This window comes from Streptosporangium amethystogenes (genome assembly GCF_000721075.1).
GTDB classification, from domain to species: domain Bacteria; phylum Actinomycetota; class Actinomycetes; order Streptosporangiales; family Streptosporangiaceae; genus Streptosporangium; species Streptosporangium amethystogenes.
Window position 1 is genome coordinate 37388 of sequence record NZ_JOEQ01000032.1, and the last position, 23584, is coordinate 60971.

Genomic DNA, 23584 nt, shown 5'->3' on the forward strand with positions numbered 1-23584 from the left:
TATAGGCGCCCCTCGCGGTCCTGGAGTCACCGGAACAGGGCACAAATCGCCGGTTTAGCCGATTTGTCCGGTGAACGTGGGACAGGCGCTTCCCTTGAATCCTCCGACGGCCTCTTCTTTCACTAGTCGCGACAGAGGTGAGGAGCGATCTTGATCAACAGCCAGAATTCCACGCAAGAGTGTGTCGGGCCCATCGCCATCTCTCCCGGCACCGTCAACGCGCTCGACGGCCTGGCCAGGAGCGCCGGGACGGACGATCTCGCCCCGTTCACCGTCTGCGCGGCGGTAGTGGCCGACCGGATCGTGGCCCCCCGCCGGGTCCGGGTGATCCGCGGCGACCTGGAGGAGGTCGTGCCGCTGGCGACCGGGCCGGTGGATCCCGACCTTAGCCTCGGGGACGCCGTGGCCCGGATGAACCACGGCCGCGACACCACCCGCTCGGCCGAACCTGCGGACGTCACCGTGCTGCTGTCCAAGGACGGCATGCAGCTCTACGTCGAGACCGAGACCGGTGCCGAGAGCTGGGCCCAGACCTTCACCCGCCTGCTGGCCGGCGCGGCCCGCCGTCCCGACGCGCCGCTCAGCCTTCCCTCGCTGCTCCACCGGCCGCTCACCCGGCCCGTGGAGGAGCAGGCCGAACGCACTCCGGACGCCGTCGCCCTGCTGGACGAGGACGGCCTCACGCTCACCTACCGCGAGCTGAACGAGCAGGCCAACCGGCTGGCGCACTTCCTGATCGAACACGGCGCCGCCCGTGGCACGCGGATCGGCATCTGCATGGAGCGGAGCGTCGACCAGATCGTCGCGATCCACGCCGTGGTCAAGACCGGCGCCGCCTACGTTCCGCTCGACTCCGACCTGCCGGACCTGCGGCTGGCCTACATGCTGGAGGACGCCGCGCCGCTGCACGTCCTGACCGACCCGGCCTGCCGTGATCGCGTTCCGGAGGGCTCCTGGAGCGTCCACGACCTCGGAGCCGACCGCGAGCGCTGGGCCACGCGGAGCACCGCCAACCCGATGATCGAAGGAGCCGCCGCCGACCTGCTGCACATCCTCTACACCTCGGGCACTACCGGCCCGCCCAAGGGTGTGGCCTATCCGGCGGACGGCGCACTCACGCACCTGGAGTGGATGCAGTCCCGCTATCCCTTCCGACCCGGCGACACCGCCGTCTTCAAGACCTCTCCCGGCTTCGACGTCTCCATCTGGGAGATCTTCTGGCCGCTCTACCACGGCGCTCGGCTGCTGGTCTGCCGTCCCGGCGGCCACCGCGACCCAGGCCATCTGGCCAGGCTGGTCGAGGAGTACTCGGTCTCGGCCTTCTTCCTGCCGCCGACCATGATGGCCCCCTTCCTGGAGGAGGTGCAGCCGGCCGGCGCCGCCGCCCTGCGCCGGGCCTTCTGCGGCGGCGAGCCGGTCACGCCGCGGATCCGCGACACCTTCCACACCACGCTGCCGGCGGCGACCCTCGTCAACTGCTACGGGCCCACGGAGGCGGGCAACGTCACCGACCTGGTCCTGCCGCAGACCCCGGGCAAGCCCGTCCCGCTGGGCCAGCCGTCGGCCAACTTCCGGCTGCTCGTCCTGGACGAGAACCTCCAGCCGGTGCCGGCCGGAACGCCTGGCGAGGCCTACATCGGCGGCGATCCCGGCCTGGCCCTGGCCTACTGGCAGGCTCCGGGACGCACCGCGGAGCGCTTCGTCGCCGATCCCTACGGGCCACCGGGCTCGCGGCTCTACCGCACCGGCGATCTCTGCCGGCAACGGGACGACGGCCTCCTGGAGCACCTGGGCCGGATCGACCGGCAGATCAAGATCCGAGGGCTGAGGGTGGAGCCCGGCGAGGTCGAGGCGGTGCTCGGCGCGCATCGGGCGGTCGCCGACTGCGCGGTCATCGCGCACGGCGAGCCGCTGCGGCTGCTGGCCTTCGTCGTACCTCAAGGCGACGGATTCGACAGCGAGGAGATCCTCGCTCACGCGGCGGAGAGGCTGCCCGGCCACATGGTGCCCGCCCGTGCCGTGGCGGTCCCGCGCATCCCCGCTACGGTCAACGGCAAGATCGACCGTGAGGCCCTGCTGAACCTCCCCGCACCTCAGCCACCCCGCGAGATCGTGCCGCCCTCCGACGAGATCGAGGCAGCCCTGGCCGAGATCTACAGCCGCGTCCTGGACGTCGGACGGGTCAGCGTGCTCGACACCTTCACCCATCTCGGCGGCGACTCCGTGCGTGCCTTCCGGCTCCTGGCGGCCTGCGAGGAGCGCTTCGAGGCCCGGCCCGCCGTCGCCGAGCTGCTGACAAGTCCCCTACGCGAGGTGGCCGCGGCGATCAAGGCCGCCGGACGGTCCCCAGTAGATGGGACAGGTAACGGATCGGCACCCGAGCCTACGGTTTCCCCATGAGCCAGCTCGCGAACCTGACCATCCTTGAAGTCGATGCGCTGACCGACCTCGACGGCGGCCTCAACCTGACTGACGGCCATGCGCGGCTGGTTCTAACGGAGGAGCAGGCCGCCATCGTCGCCCGAATCCCCGAGATGTTCACCGAGGCCTGCCGCCGGCCCTTTCCCGACGTAGAACGGGAGGCCCACCAGGCCTTCCTGGCCGCGATCGGCCAGCACAGCGCTCCGGTCGGCACCGGCCGGATCCTCAGCTGCTACTCCTCGACCCTGGCCACCGACATCGTGGCCCGGGCCCTGCCCAGCGGCGCCACGGTTGCCGTCCTCCACCCGACCTTCGACAACATCGCCGATCTCATGGTCACCCGCGGCCTGACGCTGGTGCCGCTGTCGGAGGCCCAGCTGCTGAACCAGGAGTGGCCGGGCTCGCCGGTCAGCGCCATCGCGGTGACCCACCCGAACAACCCGACCGGCCTGATCACGCCGGAAGGCCACCTGCGGTCCCTGGCCGAGCACGCCGTACGGCACGGCCAGACGGTCATCATCGACGCCAGCTTCCGCGGGCAGGTCCGTGAGGCCCAGTACGACACCTACGCGGTGCTCGACGAGGCCGGCGCTGACTGGATCGTCATCGAGGACACCGGCAAGCTCTGGCCCACCCACGAGCTCAAGATCGGCCTACTCGCCTACAGCGAGCGGACGACCCTGCCCATCATGCGGGCCTTCTCCGAGTCGCTGCTGGCCGCCTCGCCGGTGGTGCTCCAGCTCATCAAGGAGCTGTCGGCCGACTGGGTCAACGGCGGCTACGAGCGGGCCAGGGAACTGGTGGACACCAACCGGGCCACGCTGGCCAAGGCGATCGAGCCGGTGGGGCTGCGGCTGGCCGATCCCACCTCGCAGATCAGCGTCGCGCGGGTGGAGCTGCCCGCCGAGGGGCTCGACTCCTCGCTGCTGCACAAGGCCATGCTGACCAAGGGCGTCCACGTGCTGCCCTGTGCCCCCTTCCACTGGGCGGATCCCGAGGAGGGATTGCGCTACATCCGCCTGTCGCTGGCCCGGCCGTACCAGACCGTCGAGACCGGAGCCCGGCTGCTGGCCGCCGCGTATCGGGAGTTGCGGTGAAATATGACCCGTTCGACTACCGCGTGCACGAGGACCCCTATCCCGTCTACGCGTGGATGCGGGACAACGCGCCGCTGTACCGGAACGACGAGCGTGACTTCTGGGCGTTGTCGCGGCACGCGGACGTAGGAGCGGCGCTGCGCAATCCGGCGCTGTTCTCCAACACCTACGGCATCTCGCTGGAGCCGGAGCTCTGGGGAGCCCACGCGCAGAAGACCAGCTTCTTCCTGGCCATGGATCCGCCGTCGCACGGCGTGCACCGCGGACTGGTGTCCAGCGTGTTCACGCCGCGGCGGATCGCCGCCCTGGAGCCCCGGGTCCGGGAACTGGCCCGCGAGCGGCTGGAGCCCCTGCGGGACCTGAGCCGCTTCGACTTCGCCGCCGACTACGCCGCGGCCCTGCCCAACGACGTGCTGTGCGAGATGCTCGGCATCCCGGCGGCGGACTGGGACCAGATCCGGGCCGACGCCGACCAGATGAACCAGCGCGAGGACGGAGTGGACGAGCGCGGCCCCAACTCGGTGGCCGCTGCGCTGCGGCTGGCCGCCTACCTGGGAGCCTTCGTCGTCGATCTGCGCCGTGACTCTGGGGACGACCTCACCTCCACCATGATCAAGGCGGAGGTGGACGGAGAGAAGCTCACCGACTCGCAGATCGTCGGCTTCCTGTTCGTCATGATCGGCGCCGGCAACGAGTCCACCGGCAAGACCATCGGCAACGCCTGGTACCAGGGCTGGCTCCACCCCGAGGCCAGGCGGAAGGGCCTGGCCGGCCGGGCCGCCGACTGGTACAGCGAGACCCTGCGCTACGACTCGGCGAGCCAGATGACCGCGCGGCTCGTCACCGCCGAGACGGTCGTCCACGGCACCAAGCTGCCCGTGGGAGCCCGCGTGGCGCTCCTTCCGGCCTCGGCCAACCGCGACGAGCGGGCCTTTCCCGACCCGGACCGCTACGACCTCGATCGCGACACCCGGAAGATGATCAGCTACGGCCTCGGCCCGCACCACTGCCTCGGTTCGGCGCTGGCCAATCTTGAGATGGAGGTCGCGCTAGACGAGATCGGCGTCCTGATCGAGGACTACGAGCTCGATCTGGCCGGTGCCCGCCGGGTGCACTCTCCCCACCAGCGTGGGTTCGCCTCCCTGCCCACCACGGTCCAGCGCCGTTCCCGGCCACGGGGGTGAACCTTGTCCATCTCCATCTCACGACAAGGACGGTTTCCCCGTGACCGACTTCGAGATCCGCGCGAACGACCGCCGCCTGCCGGACGCTGAACGCGCGGAGATCCTCGCCGCGCCGGGATTCGGGCAGCACTTCACCGACCACATGATCACCATGCGCTGGTCGGCGGGCAGCGGCTGGCATGACGGCCGGCTGGAGCCCTACGGTTCGTTCACCCTCGACCCGGCCAGCCTGGTCTTCCACTACGGCCAGGAGTTCTTCGAGGGCATGAAGGCCTACCGCCGGGACGACGGCTCGGTCGCCCTGTTCCGGCCCGAGGCCAACGCCGCGCGGTTCAACCGGTCGGCGCGGCGCATGGAGATGCCCGAGATGCCGGTCGAGATCTTCGTCCGGGCTCTGGAGCTCCTCGTCTCCCAGGACCAAGCGTGGGTCCCGCACACCTTCGGCGAGAGCCTCTACCTGCGGCCCTTCATGATCGCCACCCAGCGCGGCCTGGCCTTCACACAGCCCTCCTCCAGCTACCTGTTCTGCGTCATCGCCTCTCCCGCCACCGCCTACTTCGGTGGCGGGACTCCGCGTGCGCTGACCGTCTGGTTGTCGGAGGACTACTCGCGCGCGGCCCCCGGCGGCACCGGCTTCGCCAAGGCCGGCGGCAACTACGCCGGTGCCTACGCCGCCTCCCGCCAGGCCGTCGAGCAGGGCTGCGACCAGGTGGTCTGGCTCGACTCCGGCGAGCACCAGTGGGTGGAGGAGATGGGCGGCATGAACCTCTTCTTCGGGTACGGCGAGCGGATCATGACTCCGTCGCTCACCGGCACGCTGCTGCCCGGCGTCACCCGTGACTCGCTGCTGACGCTGGCGCCTCGCCTCGGCATCGAGGCCGAGGAAGGCCGGATCTCCATCTCCCAGTGGCGCAAGGAGTGCGAGAGCGGCGTCATGACCGAGGCCTTCGCCTGCGGCACGGCCGCCGTGATGGCGCCGGTCGGCACGGTCCGCGGCGTCGGCAAGGAGTGGCTGATCGGCGACGGCCGCCCGGGCCCGGTCACCCTCCGCCTGCGCGAAGAGCTCCTGGGCATCCAGTACGGCCGCCGTCCCGATCCGCTCAGCTGGGTGCACCGAGTTTGCTGAGCAACTGCTCCAGCTGATCGGCCGACACTCGCGCCAGCGGGAAGTCCGCCGGCGCCGGTCCCGCGCCGATCAGCTCTCGCAGCTTCTCGAGGTAGCCGTCGGCCAGAGCCTGGATGCTCTGGCAGGCGTGCAGGTCCTCGCTGTAGCTCCAGCGGACCACCAGGCTGCCGGCCACGATCGAGGCCTCCACCTCCACCGGATACGGCCGCCGCCCGTGCGGGCTCGCCGCGTGGCTCAGCAGCCGGTCCAGCGGGCCCAGGTAGGAGAAGCGGAGCTCGGCGGGGGAGTCCGGCAGCGGGTCGGAGCCGTGATGCAGGAGCCGCCAGCCGATGCCGCCCAGCGGCGCGGCCTTGGTCGCCGTGACGCCGTCGAGCAGCACCGGGTAGGAGCGGCTGAACCAGCCCACGGTCCTGGTCAGGTCGACGTCGTCGAAGATCGGCTCGCGGTCGTGCCGTTCGAGGTCCACCACGTGACGCTCGGCCCCGGTCCATCCGCTGAGAGTCCGGCCGAGGGCCGTCAGCAGGATCGTCTCGATCCCCTGCGGACCCCGCGACAGGGCGGCGGTGGCCTCGGCGTCGAGCGTGGCGACCACGCTCCGCTCCGAAGAGATGAGTCCGGCGTGCTCGGCCGAGCCGTCGTAGGGGAGCCGTCCGACGTGCTCGGACAGCAGCGCCGACCAGTGCTCGCGCTGCGACTGCACGGCAGGCGTGCCGGCGTGCCGGCTGAGCCGCCGGGCCCAGGACTGCCAGGAGGTGGTCTTGTCCGCGAGCTCCCGGCCGGCCAGCAGGGCCTCCAAGTCCTCCAGGAGGATCCGCATGGAGGTGGCGTCGGCGGCCAGGCGGTGGACGGTCAGGACGATCCGGTCCGGCCGTCCGGCGCCGGAGTGCACCAGCGCCAGCCGCAGCAGCGGGCCGACCGCCAGGTCGAGCTCGGCCTCCGGGCTCTCGGCTAGCTGCCGGATCCGGCCGGCCCGCTCCTCCTCGCCGAGGCCGGACAGGTCGTGGACGTCCACCGGGATCGCGTCGCCGCACGGCGCGATCCGCAGCCTGGTCCGCTCGCCGGCCATCAGGAAGCGCTGCCGCAGCCCGTCGTGGTGGGCGACCAGCCGCTCGGCGGCCTGCCGTACCTGATCGGGATCTGCCGTGCCGGACAGCTCCAGCGTCGCCGAGACGGTCCAGCGGCGCGGCTCGTCGTGTCCGGCCAGCGCGAACCGCTGCTGCTCCGCCACCAGGTGCACCGGTCCGGTCACCTCGCCCTGCTCGGCGTCGACCACGGCTCCCGCCACCGCCACGCCGGCCAGCAGGCCGACAGTCGGATTGGCGAACAGGTCGTACGGCTCCAGCCGGATCCCGGCCTCCTGAGACCTGGCCACCACCTGGATGGCCAGGATGGAGTCACCGCCGATCTCGAAGAAGTTGTCGTTGACGCCGATCTCGTCGACGCCGACGACTCCCGCCACGATGGCGGCCAGCCGCTGCTCCAGCGGCGTCCGGGGAGCCACGAACTCCTCGGACAGCTCTGGCCGCCCGCCGTCCGGCGCGGGCAGCTTGGCCCGGTCGACCTTGCCGTTGTGGTTGAGCGGCAGCTCGTCGATGTCGATGAAGACCGAGGGCACCATGTACGGCGGCAGCGTCTGCTCCAGGAAGCGGCGCAGCTCCGCGTGGCTGACCGCCGGCTCGGGACGCCGCACGATGTAGGCCACCAGCCGCCGGTCACCGGGCGTGGGCTCGTGGACCGTCACCACCGCCGCGGCGAGTCCGGGATGCTCGCTCAGCATCGACTCGATCTCCAGCGGCTCCACCCGGAAGCCGCGGATCTTGATCTGGGTGTCGACGCGGGAGATGAATTCGAGGCTGCCGTCGGCGCGCTGCCGGATCAGGTCGCCGGTGCGGTAGAGACGCCGTCCGGGACGCGCGGGGTCGGCGACGAAACGCATGGCGGTCAGACCGGGCCGGCCGAGGTAGCCGCGGGCCACGCTGGCCCCGCCGATGTACAGCTCGCCGACGCCGCCAGGCGGGACCGGCCGCAGCCGGCTGTCCAGCAGGTGGAGCTCGGCCGAGGGGATCGGCGTGCCGATCGGCAGGTTGGGCCAGTCGTAGTCCGGGTCGGCCGGGTCCAGGCGGTAGAAGGTGGAGCTGACCGTGGTCTCGGTCAGGCCGTAGACGTGCATCAGCGGCACGCCGAGCCGCCGCCACAGGGCCAGCCGCTCGGGCAGAATCCGCTCGCCGCCGATGATCACCAGTCGCAGGCTCGGCGGCAGTTCCCGGCCCTGCCGGTCGAGCTCGCGGACCCACTCGTGCCAGTAGGCGGTGGGCAGCTCGATGACGGTCATCCGCTCGCGTTCGATCAGGTCGGTGAGATCGGCCTGGCCGCTGATGAAGTGCTGGGTGGGGATGACCACCGCGCCGCCTGCCAGCCAGGTCGGGAAGAGCTCCTCGACGTGCACGTCGAAGCCGGCCGAGGCGAACTGCAGGAACCGGTCGCCGGAGCCGAGCCCGAGCCGGTCGACGATGTCACGGGCGAAGACCGCCAGGGACCGGTGCTCGATCATGGTGCCCTTGGGCCGGCCGGTCGAGCCGGAGGTGTAGATCACGTAGGCCAGCGCGTCCGGGCTCGGCGCGGGCAGCTCGCCGTCGAGCTCGTCGAGCGGGTCGTCGAGATAGACCACCTGCTCCGGCAGGCCGTCACCGGGAACCATGTCCCGCTGGGTGACCAGAGCTCCGACCTCCGCGTCGGCCAGCATGAAGGTGATGCGCTCCGGCGGATAGGTGGGGTCCACGGGGACGTAGGCGGCTCCGGCCATCAGGACGCCGAGGATGGCGACGGGCAGCCGTGGGGAACGCTCCACCAGGATGCCGACCTTGGTGCCCTCGCCGACTCCTCGTGCGCGCAGGTGCCGGGCCAGCCGCTCGGCCTCCCGGTTGAGCTCGCCGAAGCGGGTCGGGACGCCGTCGCAGACGACCGCCGGAGAGTAGGGGGCCAGCGCGACCCGCCGGCGGAAGAGCTCGATGAAGGTCGGCCCTTCGGCGCTCTCCCTCTCCGCTTCCACGACGGGTTCGGGGCCGCCGAGCACCACACTCTCCACCGGCTGGTCCGGCGTGGCGACGATCTGGCGCACGATCTCATGGAGCTGGTCGGCCAGGAGCCGCACGGTCTCCGCGTCGAAGAGCTCGGTCATGTACTGCCACTGGAGCTCCAGCCGGTCGTCCTTCGGGATGACCGCGACGGTCAGGTCCACCGAGGCCAGGCCGAGATCCATCGGCTCCGGCGTCAGCCGCAGTCCGGGCAGCTCCAGCGCGGTGTCGGGGACGGTGAGCACGTTGAGCCACATGCCGCTCAGCGAGGTCTGCGAGGCTTCGCGGCCCAGGCCCAGGGCCTCGATCAGCCGGTCGAACGGCACGTCCTGGTGGTTGAGAGCGTCGGAGACGGTGTCACGGGCCTGGCGTACGACCTCGCGCAGTGTGTGGCCGGAATCGAGCCGCATGCGCAGCGGAAGCGGGTTGGCGAAGCAGCCGATGAGCCGCTCGGTCTCGACCCGCGTGCGGCCGGAGACCAGGGAACCCACGACGAGGTCGTCCTGCTCCAGGTGCCGGTGCATGAGCACCGAGCAGGCGGCGAGCATGACCGTGCCGAGCGAGGCGCCTTCCTGCTCCAGGAAGCGGCGCAGCTCGGCGCTGAGCTCGACAGAGAGGTGGACCGAGACCACGTCGCCGGTGAAGGCCGGCCGGGCCGGATACGGCCGGTCGGTCCGCAACGCCGAGCCGGTCGGGATGCCCTCCATCACCTCCCGCCAGTACTTCACCTCCTCGGAGATGCGCTGCTCGTCGAAGAGGTCGCGCTGCCAGGCGGCGTAGTCGCCGAACTGGATCATCGGCGGCGGCGGGGGCACTCCCTGGCCGCTCTGCGCGAGATAGAGCTGCGCGACCTCCTGCACGATGATCGACAGCGACCAGGCGTCCGAGGCGGCGTGGTCGGTGGCGAACAGCGCGACCTCGGTCTCCTCGGCCAGGTGGAACATGGTGATCCGGAGCCGCTGCGGGTCCTTCGGATCGAACCGGCGCGAGACCTCCGCCAGGCAGCGCCGCCGTAATTCGTCCCGCTGTTCGTCCGGTGCGAGGTCGGACAGGTCGACGACCGGGATCGGTACGCGGCTCACCTCGTGCACCGTCTGGATCGGCGTGCCGCTCGCGTCGAGGCCGAAGGTGGATCTGAGCACCTCGTGCCGCTCGACCACCTGGGTGAGCACCGCGCTGAGCAGATCCAGGTCCAGCTCGCCTTCGATGCGGAAAGCACCGGTGATGTTGTTGGCGCCGCGGAAGCGCTCCACGGCCCATTCCCGCTGCTGCGCGATGCCCAGCGGGGTCGGGCCGGAACGGTCTCGCGGCCTGATCCTATCGTCCGGCGGGGACACCCGTGCTGACATCAACTCGGCGAGCCTCCGCTCGAGAAGCTCCCGCTTCTCGGGGGGCAGGGCGGCGATCCGACTCAGCTCATCAGTCACTCGGCAACCGTAGGCTGCCCGGCGATAACCGAAATGTCCCGTGAAGTCGGGACGGTAATGAAGAGAGGGAAATCTATAGCTTTGTGGCGGGTCCGCGTGTCGCGAAGGAGTGTTATGAAGCCGTTCGATGACAACCCGCGCAGCGCCAGCCGTACTGTTCTCGGCCAGCGATGATGGCGACGATGGCCATGCCGCGGTGCGTGCACGAGATGGTGGCCGAGCAGGCCGCCCGCACGCCGGATCGGATCGCGATCAGTTACGTGGGGGCCACCCTCACCTACCGCCAGCTCGACCGCGCCGCCGATGCTCTGTCGGTACGGCTGCGCGAGGTCGGGGTCGGCGGAGGGGCGGTGGTCGCCGTCGTCATGGGCCGCACGCCTGAGCTCATCGTCACTTTGACGGCGATCCTCAAGTCCGGCGGCGCCTATCTCTATCTCGACCCCGCCGAACCGCAGGCCCAGCGTGCCCGGATCGTGCGGGACGCTCAGGCCAGGTTCGCCGTCGTGGGTGTGGATTTCCTTGATCACGCGCCGGAGGTGGCCCAGGTGCTGCCGCTGGAGCGTGACATGATCGCTTTGGCTGGCTCCGCGACCGATCCCCTCGGCGGGCTCACGCATCCGGACACCCCGGCCTACGTCTGCTACACCTCCGGCTCGACCGGCGAGCCCAAGGGAGTGGTGGTCTCTCACACCGCCATCTGGCGGCTGATCGACCAGCCCACCTGGATCGACGTCCGCGACGACGACGTCTTCCTGCAACTGACCCGGGTCGGGTTCGACGTCTCCACTTTCGAGATCTGGATGCCGCTGGTGCGCGGCTGCCGGCTAGCGCTCGCGCCGACCGGGCACGCCGACCTGGAAGAGATCGTGGCGGTGGTCAAGGCGGAGGAAGTCACCGTCCTCTGGCTGACCACCGGCCTCTTCCACAAGATCGTCACCCATCACCTCGACGGCCTGGCCGGCGTCCGGCACCTGCTGGCCGGCGGCGACGTCCTCTCGCCGACGCACGTGCAGCGGGTGATGTCCCACTATCCCGGCCTGATCTTCACCAACGGCTACGGCCCGACGGAGAACACCACCTTCAGCACCTGCTGGACGACGAGCCAGATCAGCTCCGCCTCGCGGGTGCCGATCGGCATCCCTATCGACGGCAGCACCGCCGCCGTGCTCGACGACCGGCTCCGGCCGGTGGCGCCGGGCGAGATCGGCGAGCTGTGGGTCGGTGGCCACGGCGTGGCCATCGGCTATCTCAACCGGCCCGGCGCGACCGCCGAGAAGTTCGTGGCCGACTGCGACCCCTCCGCACCACCAGGCAGCCGGATGTATCGCACCGGCGACCTGGCGCGCTGGGAGGAGGACGGCACGCTGGACTTCCTCGGCCGGGCCGACCGCCAAGTCAAGATCCGCGGGTATCGGGTCGAGCTGAGCACCGTCGAGGTGGAGCTCTCCTCCTACGAGGAGGTGGAGCAGGCCGCGGCCCTGACCTACACCGACGGTGCCGGCGACACCAAGCTGCTCGCCTACGTCGCGGTCGGCCAGCAGGTGGACCCCGAGGAGCACGGCGCGTTCGGCGTGACGCTGCGTGAGCGGCTGCAGGCGGTCTTCCCGGCGCATCTGGTGCCGTGGGCGGTCATCGTGCTGCAGGACATCCCGCTCAACCCGAACGGCAAGGTGGATCGTTCCGCCCTGCCCACCAAGATCCCTCGCAACGTGTGGAACGACTACGTCGAGCCGCGCGACCCGACCGAACAGCTCCTGGCCGAGATCTGGAGCGACGCGCTGGACGTCGAGCCGATCGGGGTCGAGGACAACTTCTTCGAGCTCGGCGGCCACTCTCTGCTCGCCGCCGAGCTGCTGGCTGTTCTGCACCACACCTTCGACGTCAAGCTGCCGGCCCGCACGTTGTTCCTGCGGCCAACCATCGCGGATCTCGCGGAGGAGCTGCGTCGCCAGGGCGTCGACAAGGAGGCCACCAATGCGGGAACCCGATAGCGGCTGTCCGGTCGGCGGGCTGGCGGACCCGATGCTCTACACGAGCCTCGACTTCCGCGAGCGCTGGGACGACCTGCGCGACCTGGACCACCTCGAATGGCAGCAGGCCGACGAGCGCAACGGCTTCTGGTCGGTGCTGAAGTACCACGACGCCGACCGAGTGCTCCGCGACGCGGCCACCTTCACCTCCGAACGCGGGACCTTGCTCAACATCATCGGAGTGGAGGACCCGGCCGGCGGCAGGCAGATCGCCGCCACCGACCCGCCGCGCCACACGATCATGCGGGCCCGGCTGCAGAAGGCCCTGTCCATCAAGGCCGCCGAACGCCAGCACGAGCTCATCCGCGACCTGATCCTGGAGATCATCCAGCCGCTGGCCGACGACGGATCGTTCGACTTCGCCCAGGCCATGCTGATGTTGCCGGTCGCGGTCGGCGGCGAGATGATGCGGCTGCCCCGCTCGGACTGGCCCCGGCTGGAGAAGCTGCTCAACGCCTCGATCGCGCCGGACGACCCCGAGTACCGGATGCCAGGCGGCCCCAGGAGCACGCTCGACCAAGCCCACCGCGAGCTGTTCGCCTACTTCCAGGACATCTACCACGAGCGCCACCGCAACCTCGGCGACGACCTGATCAGCGTCCTGATCACCACCGAGGTGGACGGCCGGACCATGACGCCGGGCGAGGTCATGTCCAACTGCTACAGCGTGCTGCTCGGCGCGGTGGTGACCACGCCACACTCGCCGAACTACGTCATGTCCGAGCACATCGGCGACGGGTTGCTGGAGAAGTGGGCCGCCGACCAGTCGGTTACCGTCTCCGCGGTGGAGGAGGCCCTGCGGCTGGCCTCGCCGGTCAGCCACTTCATGCGCTACGCCGTCAAGGACACCGAGGTCCACGGCACGGAGATCAAGGCAGGGGACGCGGTGGTCACCTGGCTCGGCGCGGCCAACCGCGACGAGGAGGTCTTCCCCGACGCGCAGCGCTTCGACCTGCGCCGCAGGCCCAACAAGCACCTGGCCTTCGGGATCGGCCCGCACTACTGCGTCGGCCACACGCTGGCCCGGGTCACCCTGCGGATCCTCTTCACCGAGCTGCTCACCCGCTTCACCGGCTTCGAGCCGGCCGGTGAGCAGGTCCGGATGCACTCCAACTTCATCTCCGGCTACAAGCACCTGCCCATCGCCGCGAAGGTCATCGCCTGACCCGAACTCCAGGAGGCCCGTCCCATGTCCCAGCAGAGGCAGCGCGACAAGTGGCTGCCCGCCATGCCCTCGGCCTCGGCGACTGGACGGGTCTTCCTGATCCCGTACTCGGGCTGCGGAGCCAGCATGTACCGCAGGTGGCCGCGGCAACACGACGGCGTCGAATTCCTGCCGGTCGAGCTGCCCGGACACGAGACACGCTTCGCTGAGCCCACCTACCAGAGCTACCAGGAACTGGCCGCGAGCATGGCGGACGCGCTGGAGCCGTACCTCGACGTGCCCTTCGCCTTCTTCGGCCACTGCGGCTCGGCCCTGGCCGCCTACGAGACCTCGGCCGAGCTGGTGCGCACCGGCAGGCCCGCGCCGGCCAACCTCTACGTCTCCTCCGAGGTCGCTCCGCAGGACGGCCCGGCGGGCCGCTTCCTGTCCATGAACGACGTCGAGCTCGGCGCCGAGCTGGAGAAGCTGATCCGCGAGCTGGGCGGCACGCCTTCGCCCGAGCTGATCGAGCTCTACGTCGAGGTGCTCCGCTCCGACGTCGAGGTCAACAAGCGCTACGTGGTGCCCGATCCACTGCGGCTGCCCGGCCCGATCACCGCGATCGGCTGGACCGAGGACGACGAGATCCCCTACTCGACCATGGGCGGCTGGGACGCGTGCGGCGAGGCGACCTCAGTGCTCCTGAGGGGCAAGCACCATCGCTTCCTTGACGGCTCCGCCGACCTGCTGGAGGTGCTGTGCACGGGTCTCAAAGCCAAGCGCTGACGGGTGACCGCCGCTGGCTCAAAAGATTCAGCCGCCCCTCGCCGGGCGGCGTCCAGCTTCTCTGCTTCCACAGCGGCGGCGCCAGCGCGGGCATGTTCCGCCACTGGGCCACGCTGGCGGCCCCGGGCATCGACGTGGTCGCGGTCCAGTTACCCGGCAGGGCCGACCGCTTCGGCGAGTCTCCCTACCGCCGGATGGGCCCGCTGATCGACGACTTCATCACCGCCGTCGAGCCGCTGCTGGCCCAGCCGTTCGCGCTGTACGGCACGAGCATGGGTGCCCGCGTGGCGTGGGCCTTCGCTCACGAGTTACGTGAGCGGGCTCTGCCGCAGCCGCGTGCTCTCTATGTGGCGGCCAGCGCCGCTCCTTGCCTGGACGACGGGAACTGGACCTGGGAGGGCCGGGACGACGGCCTGGAGGGTTACGTCCGCGAGATGGGCGGCACTCCGGCCGAGGTGCTGGCCGAACCCCAGCTGCTCGCCGTCCTGCTGGCCACGCTCGACGCCGACCTGACCGTGCTCAGCACGCATGGCTTCCAGCCTGCGGCTCCGCTCGACCTGCCGATCCACGCGTTCGCCGGCTCGGATGATCCGGAGTCGCCGCCTGAGCGAATGATGGGCTGGAAGGCCGAGACCACCGCCGGGTTCGATCTCACCTCTGTTCCCGGCGGTCACTTCTTCGACCGGGAGGGCGACAGCCTGGTCATCGAGACGATCGGGGCCGACCTGGGCTTGGGCAGGGAGAAGCCATGACCGGCATGCGAACCTTCGTAGTGGTCTGGAGCGGCCAGTTCGCCTCGATGGTCGGCACCAACCTCGGCGGCTTCGCCCTCGGGGTCTACGTCTACCAGCAGACCGGCTCGGCCATCCAGCTCGGCACCGTCTTCGCCATCGCCTTGCTGCCCTCGATCCTGATCTCGCCGCTGGCGGGGACCTTCGTCGACCGGTGGGGAGCCAAACGAGCGCTCCTGCTGAGCAACATCGGCGCCATGGCGATCACCTTGACCCTGGCGGCGCTGCTCGTCACCGACACCTTCGCCATCTGGCACGTCTATCTCGTCGTGGCCGGACTCTCGTTGCTGTCCGCCTTCGAAGGGCCGGCCTTCGGCTCGCTGGTGCCGTTGCTGGTGCCTAAGGAACACCTGGGCCGCGCCAACGGCCTGCGGATGTTCGCGCTGTCGGTGAGCGAGCTGCTGGCTCCGATCTCGGCGGGTTTCCTGCTGCTGCTCATCGGCATCGAGGGCATCGTGCTCATCGACGGCCTCTCCTTCGGCCTGGCTCTGATCACGCTGCTGGCCGTACGGGTGCCCAGCCCGAGGCCGCGCAAGGCGGTGCAGACCGAAGGTGAGCCGGAGGAGGAGCCGCGCGTGCAGTTCAGGGAGGCCTGGCGTTACGTGGCCGCCCGCACGGGCCTGCTCGCTCTCATGATCTTCTTCGGCGCGGTGAACTTCAGCGCCGGCTTCATCGACCTGCTGATCACTCCGCTCGTGCTCTCCTTCGCCTCCTCGGACGCGCTGGGCACGGTCATGACGATCGGCGGTCTCGGCATGCTCGTGGCCAGTGGAGCGGTGAGCATTTGGGGTGGGCCGAAACGCCGGGTCCGCGGCCTGTTCGTGATGAGCCTGCTCCTCGCGGCGGCCACGGTCATCGGCTCGTTGCGGCCGAACGTCGCGATGGTCGCCGTGGCGGCCTTCCTCTTCATGGGGGGCCTGGCCGCCTTCATGGCCACCAACCAGGCCGTCTGGCAGTCGAAGGTGGAGCCGGGGATGCTGGGCCGGGTCGGCGCGCTGCAAAACATGGTCATCTCGATTCCGCAGCTCATCGCCTACTGCGTGGCCGGCCTGCTGGCCGAGCGGGTCTTCGAGCCGCTGGTCGGCCGCGATGCGGTCGCCTCTCCCAGCCTCGCCGTGCTCATCGGCGACGGACCGGGGAGAGGCATCGCCTTGCTAATCATGGTCATGGGAGGTCTGATCTTACTCTCCGTGACCATCGCCGCACTCCACCCGCGGCTGCGGCGTCTGGAGGACGAGCTCCCGGATCAAATTCCAGACGAACAAATTCCGGCGAGCGGCCTTTCCGGAAATAGTTGAAATATCTCCTGACCACAAGACTAACTCAGAATCATGAAGTTCTACTTCATAGTGATTTCTATTGCATTGGTCAGTGGTTCTGGCGATGATTGACGAAGTCACCGTGGAGTGGGGCCACGTACGATTCGCCTGGGAACGATCCAGCAAGCACAGGAGATGCCGATGATCAGGGTCGCCGCCATCGCGGATTCGCCGATTTACTTGGTCGGTCTCGTCCATACGCTGAAGACCGCCGGAATGACCGTGACCTTCGGATTCAGGATCGACGAGGAGCAGCTGTCCTGGGACGTGGACGTGGCGCTGCTCGACATCAACTCACTCACCCCGGACGATGGCCTCTCCTACATCAGGAGGCTCTCCGGACGCGCGGGAATCCTCATGCTCCACGAGGACCGCGTGGATCTCGACCCCTACCTCTACGCGGGGGCCTGTGGCGCCATCAGTATCCGGGAATCGGCCCGGAACGCGATCTCCACGATCCAGGCCGTCGCCTCCGGAAACCGCGATATTCCCGCGGCCAAGGGCTCTCAGCCGGCCCGCGCCAAAACCGCCGGAGTGCCGCTGTCCGGACGCGAGAAGCAGGTGCTCTACCAGATCTCCCGTGGTCTGACCCACGGGCAGATCGCCACCAGGCTCGGCATCAGCCCGCACACCGTCGACACCTACGTCAAGCGCATCAGGACCAAGCTCGGAGTGGGGAACAAAGCCGAACTCACCCGGGCGGCCATCACTGCGCGGGCCAGCTAGCGTATCGAGCGAGGAATGAAATCATGAAATTAGTCCTTGCCGAACTCGAAGAATGGATGCGCCTCTATTACCACAAAGTCGATCACGATATCGGCAGCAGTGGTGTGCGCGATATGACCATTAATGAACTGGCATCCATCTGTGAATTTGAGCTTTCCGAGCTCGGGCCGATGATATTTCATGACAGCGAGAGTTTCGGCGGTAGTCGTTTACGGAGAGCGCTCGCCGACCGCTGGACCGGCGGTGACCTGGACCCGGTGATGGTCACCCACGGTTCCAGTGAAGCGATCTACATCGTGATGCACACCCTGCTCGACCCCGGCGACGAGGTCATCGTCGTCGATCCGGCCTACCAGCAGCTGTACGACATCGCCGCTGGTCTGGGCTGCCGGATCACCCGCTGGGCCCTCAACCGGGACGATGGCTTCTCCGCCGACCTGAGCTCGCTCAGGAGGCTGGCGAGGGAGAGCCGTCCGCGGATGATCGTGGTCAATTTCCCGCACAATCCCACCGGCGTCTCCATCACCCCGCAGCAACAGCGCGAACTGATCGAGATAGCCGAGGAGGCCGGCGCGTGGCTCGTGTGGGACCACGCCTTCGGTGAGCTGACCTACACCACCGAACCCCTCCCGCTGCCCTTCGGCTCCTACGCCAAGTGCATCGCTTTCGGCACCTTCTCCAAGAGTTATGGCCTGGCCGGTCTGCGCGTCGGCTGGTGCCTGGCGCCACCGGAGTTGCTGCACAGGATGGCGGTGCTGCGTGACTACATCGCTCTCTACGTCTCGCCGATCCTGGAGTTCTTCGCGGAGAAGGCGGTCAGGAACGCCGACCGCATCGTCTCCCTCCAGCGCGAGCACGCCAGAGCGAACCTGAAGACCCTGCTGGACTGGGCCGAAGAGCTGCCCGGCCTGGTCAAGGTCCGCCCGCCGGCGGGCGGGGTGGCCACCTTCGTGGAGTTCCCCGGCCATCCCGACGTGACCGGACTCTGCCGCCGCCTGGCCGAACAGGAGCGAGTCCTGCTCGTCCCCGGACACTGCTTCGGCGAGTCCTTCAGCGGTTACGCGCGGCTGGGCTTCGGCGGCACCTCGACCGAGCTGAGCGCCGGTCTGGCCGGCATCCGCCGACTGCTGCTCGGGTGACGCCCGCGTGAGCAGCCTGCTCGCGATCAGCGACCTCCACATCAGCCATCCGGACAACCGGCACCACCTTCACCGGGTCCTTCCCTACTCCCCTCGCGACTGGTTGATCGTCGCCGGCGACATCGCCGAGCGGAAGAGCGACATCCGGTGGGCACTGGAGATGCTCAGCGAGCGGTTCACCAAGGTGATCTGGGCTCCGGGAAACCACGACCTGTGGACGACCTCCGGTGACCCGTCGGCTCCCCGAGGCGAGGAGCGTTACCGGGAACTGGTGAAGCTGTGCGGAGAGCTCGACGTCATCACTCCCGAGGATCCCTACCCGGTCTGGGAAGGAGACGGCGGGCCGGTGACGGTGGCTCCGCTCCTGCTGCTGTACGACTACAGCTTCCGGCCGGAGGGCACGTCGACCAAGGAGGAGTCGCTGGCCCTGGCCTACGACACCGGCGTGGTCTGCACCGATGAGATGTTGCTGCATCCGGACCCGTATCCCGGCGTGGAAGCCTGGTGCGAGGCCCGGGTCGTCGAGACCGAGCGGCGGCTGGAGGAGCTCGACCCCCGCATCCCCGTCGTCCTGGTGAACCACTATCCGCTGGTGCGGGAGCCGACGCGGGTGTTGCGGTATCCGGAGTTCGCGCAGTGGTGCGGCACGGAGCGGACCGCCGACTGGCACCGCCGTTTCAACGTGGCGGCGGTCGTCTACGGCCACCTGCACATCCGCCGGACCACCTGGCACGACGGAGTGCCGTTCATGGAGGTCTCCGTGGGCTATCCCCGGGAGTGGCGCCGCCGCGGCCGTTATCCGGAGCCGGTCAGGGTCCTCCCGGCATGATCGAGGAGCTGCTGCCGGCCGCCGTCGTCACGGCCGAGGCCTTCGACGACCCGCCAGAGCTCGGGCTGCCGCCGGGCCCGATCCTCAAGGACCAGTGTGGTGCTCCGCGGTGGCCTGAAGGGGTGGTGGGCAGCATCACGCACTGTGTCGGCTACCGCGCGGCGGTGGTGGCGCGGCGCTCGACCCTGGCCACCGTGGGAGTCGACGCCGAGCCGAACGAGCCGCTGCCGGCCAACGTGCTGGAGCTGGTGGCCTCGGCCGCCGAGCAGGCCAGGCTCGCCGGCCTCACGGCGGCGATTCCCGGCGTGGCCTGGGACCGGCTGCTGTTCAGCGCCAAGGAGTCGGTCTACAAGGCGTGGTTCCCGCTGACCGGGCTCTTCCTCGACTTCGACGGCGCGGACATCACCTTCGGCCACGACCTCGATGGCGGGATCGGGCGGTTCACCACCCGGTTGCTCGTGCTCGGCCCGATCGTGAAGGGGAAGCGGCTCGACGTCTTCGCCGGCCGCTTCGCCGTACGGGATGGGCTGGTGCTCACCGCGGTGGCGGAACCAGCCTGAGCGTGTTCTCGGCCAGCGACTCCACCCGCTCGCGTGACCACACCATCGGGGCCGTGCGGCCGGTGCGCCACAGCTCCAGCTGGTCACCGTAGTTGGCGTGGAAGGCATGGCCGGAGTTGCCGGAGAGCTGGGACCAGGCCGAGCCGTCCAGGTTGGCCAGGTCCACGATCATCCGCATGGAGGGCACGAAGTCGACCTCGTAGCCCTGCTCCGGCGTCCAGCCCGTGGCGTTGACGATGTCCGCGCCGCCGGCCGCCGCCACCGGGGAGAGGTTGAAGAGCCACTCGACCGGCGCGATGCCGGACTCACCGAAGGTGGCGTTCCGCAGCGTCAGTGTGTGGAGATCACCCCATCGCCAGTCCTTCGGCTCGTCGCCGAGCAGTTCGGTCAGCTCGGTGGTCGCCTCGTTCATCGCGGTCACGAGCATGTCGTTCATCGACTCGGCCTTCGGCGTCGTCCTGTCGTCCCACCACGGCGAGGACGGCTTGCCGAGCAGCGGCCGGAGGATCTCCCACGAACCGTCGCCGCTGGCCGGCTTCTGGCCCTCCGGCACCTCGTCGAAGGTCCGCAGCAGCAGGTGCCGCAGGGTGGCGTTGTAGAAGGCGGCGGCGGCCGAGTCAGCCGGCTGCTGGAAGTCCCAGCCGCGCAGCAGCTCGCGGGCCGGCGCCGAAGCGCCGCTCAGGCCCTGGGCCGCCAGCAGGACCGGCACCAGCTCCGGCGCGAAGCCGTTGCGGTTGTCGAACTGCATCTCCCGCATGTCGTCCAGGTCGAGCTTCCCGCGGGCCGCGCGTTCGGCGATCAGGTCGAACACCCGCTGGCTGCGGTAGCCGTACGACCAGTCGGCGGTGAGGTAGGGGCCCTTGTCCGGCCTGGTGACCGCCTGGTTGGCGGTGACGATCACGCCGCCGGGCGGGTTGTACTGCTGAGGCAGCTCGGCGAAGGGCACATAACCCTTCCAGTCGTAGGCGGGATCCCAGCCCAGAGCGGGCCACTGGCCGTCGCCCTTGCCTCTGACCGGCACGCGGCCCGGGGCCTGGTAGCCGATGTTGCCGTCCACGTCGGCGTAGACGAGGTTCTGGGAAGGCACGTCGAACAGGGCGGCCGCGGCTCGGAAGTCCTCCCAGTCCGCCGCCCGGTTGAGTGCGAAGATCGCCTCCACGGTGCGGCCGGGAGTGAGTGCGGTCCAGCGCAACGCCACCCCGTAGGGGCTCTGCGAGGCGGCGGGAGGCACATTGGGAGCTTCCAGGTCGAGGCTGGGTGTGGGCTGCGGCGTGGCGGCCTGGTGGCTCGCGATCCCGAACAGCTCCGCCGACCGGTCCGACAGCAGCGGGCCGTGCTTGGAGGAGCGCACGGTGATGGGTACGGCTTCGCCGCCGGCGACCTTGATGACCTCCTGGCGGACGGTGAGGTCACGCCAGGCGGAGCCGCCGAGGTACCGGTCGCCGTCGATCTTCTCCAGGTAGAGATCGGTGACGTCGGGAGCCAGGTTGGTCAGGCCCCAGGCGACGCGGTCGTTGTGGCCGATCATCACGCCGGGCAGGCCGGACAGGGTGAAGCCCTGGACGTTCAGCCGGCACTCGCAGTGCAGGCCGACCTGGTACCAGACGTTCGGCTGGGAAGGGCTCAGGTGCGGGTCGTTGGCCAGCAGCGGCTTGCCGGAGGCGGTCAGCGCGCCGCTGACCACCCAGGAGTTGGAGCCCACGCCGGCGCCGTTCGAGCTCAGCAGGCCGGGCAGGCCCGGCAGAGCTCGCAGCGCGGCCAGCGCCGGGGCCGCCTCCTGGTAAGCGCGACGCGGCGGGGTCGCGCCGGACATGACGGTGACCGGAGGCGTGCCGCCGTCGACGATCGGCCGGTTGCGGTCGTACGGGTAGGCCGGGAACAGCTCGCCGATCTGCGCGCGGCTGAGGCCGTGCGCGAGCAGCGACGCGCGGGCGACCTCGGCGCTCAGGTTGCTGCGCAGGTCCCACGCCATCGCCTTGAGCCAGGCGATGGAGTCGATCGGGTCCCACGGAGCCACGGTGTAGCCGTCGTTCTGCAGGCCAAGGACGGTGTACTCCAAGCTCTTGGCGCCGGTCGCGTCGGGGCCGCCGTTGTCGGCGATCCAGGCGTTGACCCCGTCGGCGTAAGCCTGGAAGTAGCCGCGGGCCTCCGGGGAGATGAGCCGCCACTCCTGCTCGGCCACCTGCCGCCAGCCCAAAGTGCGGAAGAAGGCGTCGGTGCTGACCAGCGAGCCGCCGAACAGCTCCGACAGGCGGCCGGAGGTCAGGTGGCGGCGGTAGTCCATCTCCCAGAAACGATCCTGCGCGGTGACGTAACCCTGGGCCTTGAACAGGTCGGCCTCGGTGCGCGCGTAGATCTGAGGCACGCCGTGCCCGTCGCGGAGGACCTTCACCTCCGCGGACAGGCCGGCCAGCGTCAGCGTGCCCTCGTACTGCGGGAACGGGCGGCGCACTGTCCACACGCCCAGCACCGCGCCGGTGAGGGAGAGGACCACCACCAGGATCAGGCCCCATCGTGCCACCCGCCGGAGCCGGCCGCGCTTTTCTCGCATGACGGTTACGGCCGGCCGTACAGGTACTCGTTGAGGTCCTGCGGCCGTGTCATCTCCGGGCACTCGTCGGTGTAGTAGTTCATGCCGACCGCCATGCGCAGCCCGGGCTCGCGCAGCTGGCGCACGTAGTGCGGGAAGCGCCGCGCGTCGAAGAAGACGATGTGCCCGGCCACCGGGTAGAGGATCGAGCAGTCCTCGTCGACCTCCTCGACCGACTGGACCCGGTCGTCGTTGGCCACCACGAGCTCGCCGCCGGTGCCACGGGGGTGGTCAGTGACGTAGAGGAGCGCTTCGACGGGGTTGGTGTCCACGTGGCACTCGTAGCGGTCGCCGCCTTCCTGGACGTTCATGACGACCGCGTAGCGCCGGTCCTCGGTCGGATAGATCCGCCGACCGGTCGCACTCTCGTACAACTCGCGGAAGTAGCCTCGGTACAGGTCGATCAGCCAGGGCAGGCGGTCCCACATCAGGTGACCCCGTACGGTCATGATCTGCAGGGATTTCACCTCGGGACCTTCCCGGGAGGTGGAGTGCGGCGGGACCAGGTGCTTGGTGATTCGGTCGTTGCGGGCGACCTTCTCGATCTCCTCGCGCCAGCCGGTGGGCAGCGTGGAGGTGACATCGAAGCTCAACCAATTGAACCGATTAGCCGAGAACATGTGCATATCGTGGCCGACGATCCAGCTGAAGACCGTTCCCCGCTTTAGGGGACGCCTGAGGTGAGAAGCGGTCGGCTAGAGTGCTTCGGGACTGCTTCGGGACGATGGGCCTCTGGAAGGGGCGCCGACGATGATCGTAGCTCTACCCGCCAACGAAGTGAGCTGGGAAAACCTGCAGACGGTCTTCGGCAAGCGTGGCGAGGCAGCCCAGTGCCAGTGCCAGCGGTACAAGATCCGGCATGTCGAGTGGTTCAACCACACTCTCGCCGACCGCAAGCACCGCCTGCGCGAGCAGACCGACTGCGGATATCCCGGCTCCGGCACGACCAGCGGGCTGGTGGCCTTCCTCGACGACGAGCCGGTCGGCTGGTGCGCAGTCGAGCCCCGCACCGAGTATCCACGGCTGCTCGACACCCGGGTCCCCTGGCTGGACCGCGACGAGGACGTCAAGGATGCCGGCGTGTGGGCGGTCACCTGCTTCTTCACCAGGGCCGGTTACCGCCGGCGAGGAGTCAGCGGAGCCCTCGCCCACGCCGCGGTCGAGTTCGCCCGCAAGGCTGGAGCCCGCGCGCTGGAGGGTTATCCGATGCTGACCTCGGAGGGACGGGACGTGCCCTGGGGTGAGCTTCACGTGGGCAGTCGCAGCATCTTCGTAGAGGCCGGATTCCGCGAGATCGCTAAGCCCACACCCAGGCGGGTCGTGATGAGGATCGACTTCTAG

17 protein-coding genes are annotated in these 23584 nt (G+C 69.4%); 14 read left to right on the forward strand and 3 right to left on the reverse strand.

The window, feature by feature from the left end; all coding sequences use genetic code 11:
• Window positions 1-150 precede the first annotated feature (150 nt).
• Genes IG98_RS0134230 through IG98_RS0134245 form a run of 4 tightly spaced genes read left to right on the forward strand, consistent with a single transcriptional unit; the run spans window position 151 to window position 5828 of the window.
• Entirely contained in the window at window positions 151-2400 is a 2250-nt protein-coding gene (locus IG98_RS0134230; protein ID WP_063766338.1) for a non-ribosomal peptide synthetase, read from the forward strand.
• Window positions 2397-3518, forward strand: a complete 1122-nt coding sequence (locus tag IG98_RS0134235) for an aminotransferase class I/II-fold pyridoxal phosphate-dependent enzyme (RefSeq protein ID WP_030921954.1) — start codon at window positions 2397-2399, stop codon at window positions 3516-3518. The genes IG98_RS0134230 and IG98_RS0134235 overlap by 4 nt, the downstream gene beginning before the upstream one ends.
• Entirely contained in the window at window positions 3515-4702 is a 1188-nt protein-coding gene (locus IG98_RS0134240) for a cytochrome P450 (protein ID WP_030921957.1), read from the forward strand. Before IG98_RS0134235 ends, IG98_RS0134240 begins: the two co-directional genes overlap by 4 nt.
• Before the next feature lie 40 nt (window positions 4703-4742).
• On the forward strand, window positions 4743-5828 hold the full coding sequence (locus IG98_RS0134245) for a branched-chain amino acid aminotransferase (protein ID WP_030921960.1): 1086 nt from the start codon (window positions 4743-4745) through the stop codon (window positions 5826-5828).
• Here IG98_RS0134245 and IG98_RS0134250 read toward each other — a convergent pair.
• Entirely contained in the window at window positions 5803-10329 is a 4527-nt protein-coding gene (locus IG98_RS0134250; protein WP_030921964.1) for a non-ribosomal peptide synthetase, read from the reverse strand. The genes IG98_RS0134245 and IG98_RS0134250 overlap by 26 nt on opposite strands.
• Window positions 10330-10511: 182 nt before the next feature.
• Here IG98_RS0134250 and IG98_RS0134255 point away from each other — a divergent pair, with 182 nt between their 5' ends.
• From IG98_RS0134255 to IG98_RS0134295, 9 genes are all read left to right on the forward strand, one after another.
• Complete coding sequence (locus tag IG98_RS0134255; RefSeq protein WP_211264251.1) at window positions 10512-12320, forward strand: non-ribosomal peptide synthetase; 1809 nt, start codon at window positions 10512-10514, stop codon at window positions 12318-12320.
• Window positions 12304-13524 carry a cytochrome P450 gene (locus tag IG98_RS0134260; RefSeq protein WP_030921970.1) on the forward strand — a complete coding sequence of 407 codons (1221 nt, stop codon included), beginning with the start codon at window positions 12304-12306 and terminating at the stop codon, window positions 13522-13524. The genes IG98_RS0134255 and IG98_RS0134260 overlap by 17 nt, the downstream gene beginning before the upstream one ends.
• 24 nt (window positions 13525-13548) lie before the next feature.
• Window positions 13549-14289 carry a thioesterase II family protein gene (locus IG98_RS0134265; protein WP_037971980.1) on the forward strand — a complete coding sequence of 247 codons (741 nt, stop codon included), beginning with the start codon at window positions 13549-13551 and terminating at the stop codon, window positions 14287-14289.
• Window positions 14262-15041: a thioesterase II family protein gene (locus IG98_RS0134270; RefSeq protein ID WP_211264252.1), complete on the forward strand. Its 780-nt coding sequence runs from the start codon at window positions 14262-14264 to the stop codon at window positions 15039-15041. The genes IG98_RS0134265 and IG98_RS0134270 overlap by 28 nt, the downstream gene beginning before the upstream one ends.
• Window positions 15038-16378 (forward strand): MFS transporter, encoded by a 1341-nt coding sequence (locus IG98_RS0134275; protein WP_211264253.1) that lies wholly within the window; start codon window positions 15038-15040, stop codon window positions 16376-16378. Before IG98_RS0134270 ends, IG98_RS0134275 begins: the two co-directional genes overlap by 4 nt.
• A 162-nt stretch (window positions 16379-16540) precedes the next feature.
• The gene (locus IG98_RS0134280; protein ID WP_030921982.1) at window positions 16541-17125 is read left to right on the forward strand and encodes a response regulator transcription factor; all 585 of its coding nucleotides are present in this window, start codon (window positions 16541-16543) and stop codon (window positions 17123-17125) included.
• Window positions 17126-17181: 56 nt separating this feature from the next.
• Window positions 17182-18264 carry a capreomycidine synthase gene (vioD, locus tag IG98_RS0134285; protein ID WP_245651844.1) on the forward strand — a complete coding sequence of 361 codons (1083 nt, stop codon included), beginning with the start codon at window positions 17182-17184 and terminating at the stop codon, window positions 18262-18264.
• A 7-nt stretch (window positions 18265-18271) separates the two neighbouring features.
• Entirely contained in the window at window positions 18272-19093 is an 822-nt protein-coding gene (locus IG98_RS0134290; RefSeq protein ID WP_030921989.1) for a metallophosphoesterase family protein, read from the forward strand.
• Complete coding sequence (locus IG98_RS0134295; RefSeq protein ID WP_030921992.1) at window positions 19090-19653, forward strand: 4'-phosphopantetheinyl transferase family protein; 564 nt, start codon at window positions 19090-19092, stop codon at window positions 19651-19653. Before IG98_RS0134290 ends, IG98_RS0134295 begins: the two co-directional genes overlap by 4 nt.
• On the opposite strand, the gene IG98_RS0134300 is transcribed toward IG98_RS0134295, so the two are convergent.
• Window positions 19628-22204 (reverse strand): penicillin acylase family protein, encoded by a 2577-nt coding sequence (locus IG98_RS0134300; RefSeq protein WP_030921995.1) that lies wholly within the window; start codon window positions 22202-22204, stop codon window positions 19628-19630. The genes IG98_RS0134295 and IG98_RS0134300 overlap by 26 nt on opposite strands.
• Before the next feature lie 5 nt (window positions 22205-22209).
• A complete protein-coding gene (locus tag IG98_RS0134305) occupies window positions 22210-22836 on the reverse strand; it encodes a 2OG-Fe(II) oxygenase (protein ID WP_030921998.1) in 627 nt (208 codons plus the stop codon).
• Between the two features lie 157 nt (window positions 22837-22993).
• On the opposite strand from IG98_RS0134305, the gene IG98_RS0134310 reads away from it, so the two are divergent.
• Window positions 22994-23584 carry a GNAT family N-acetyltransferase gene (locus IG98_RS0134310; RefSeq protein ID WP_030922000.1) on the forward strand — a complete coding sequence of 197 codons (591 nt, stop codon included), beginning with the start codon at window positions 22994-22996 and terminating at the stop codon, window positions 23582-23584.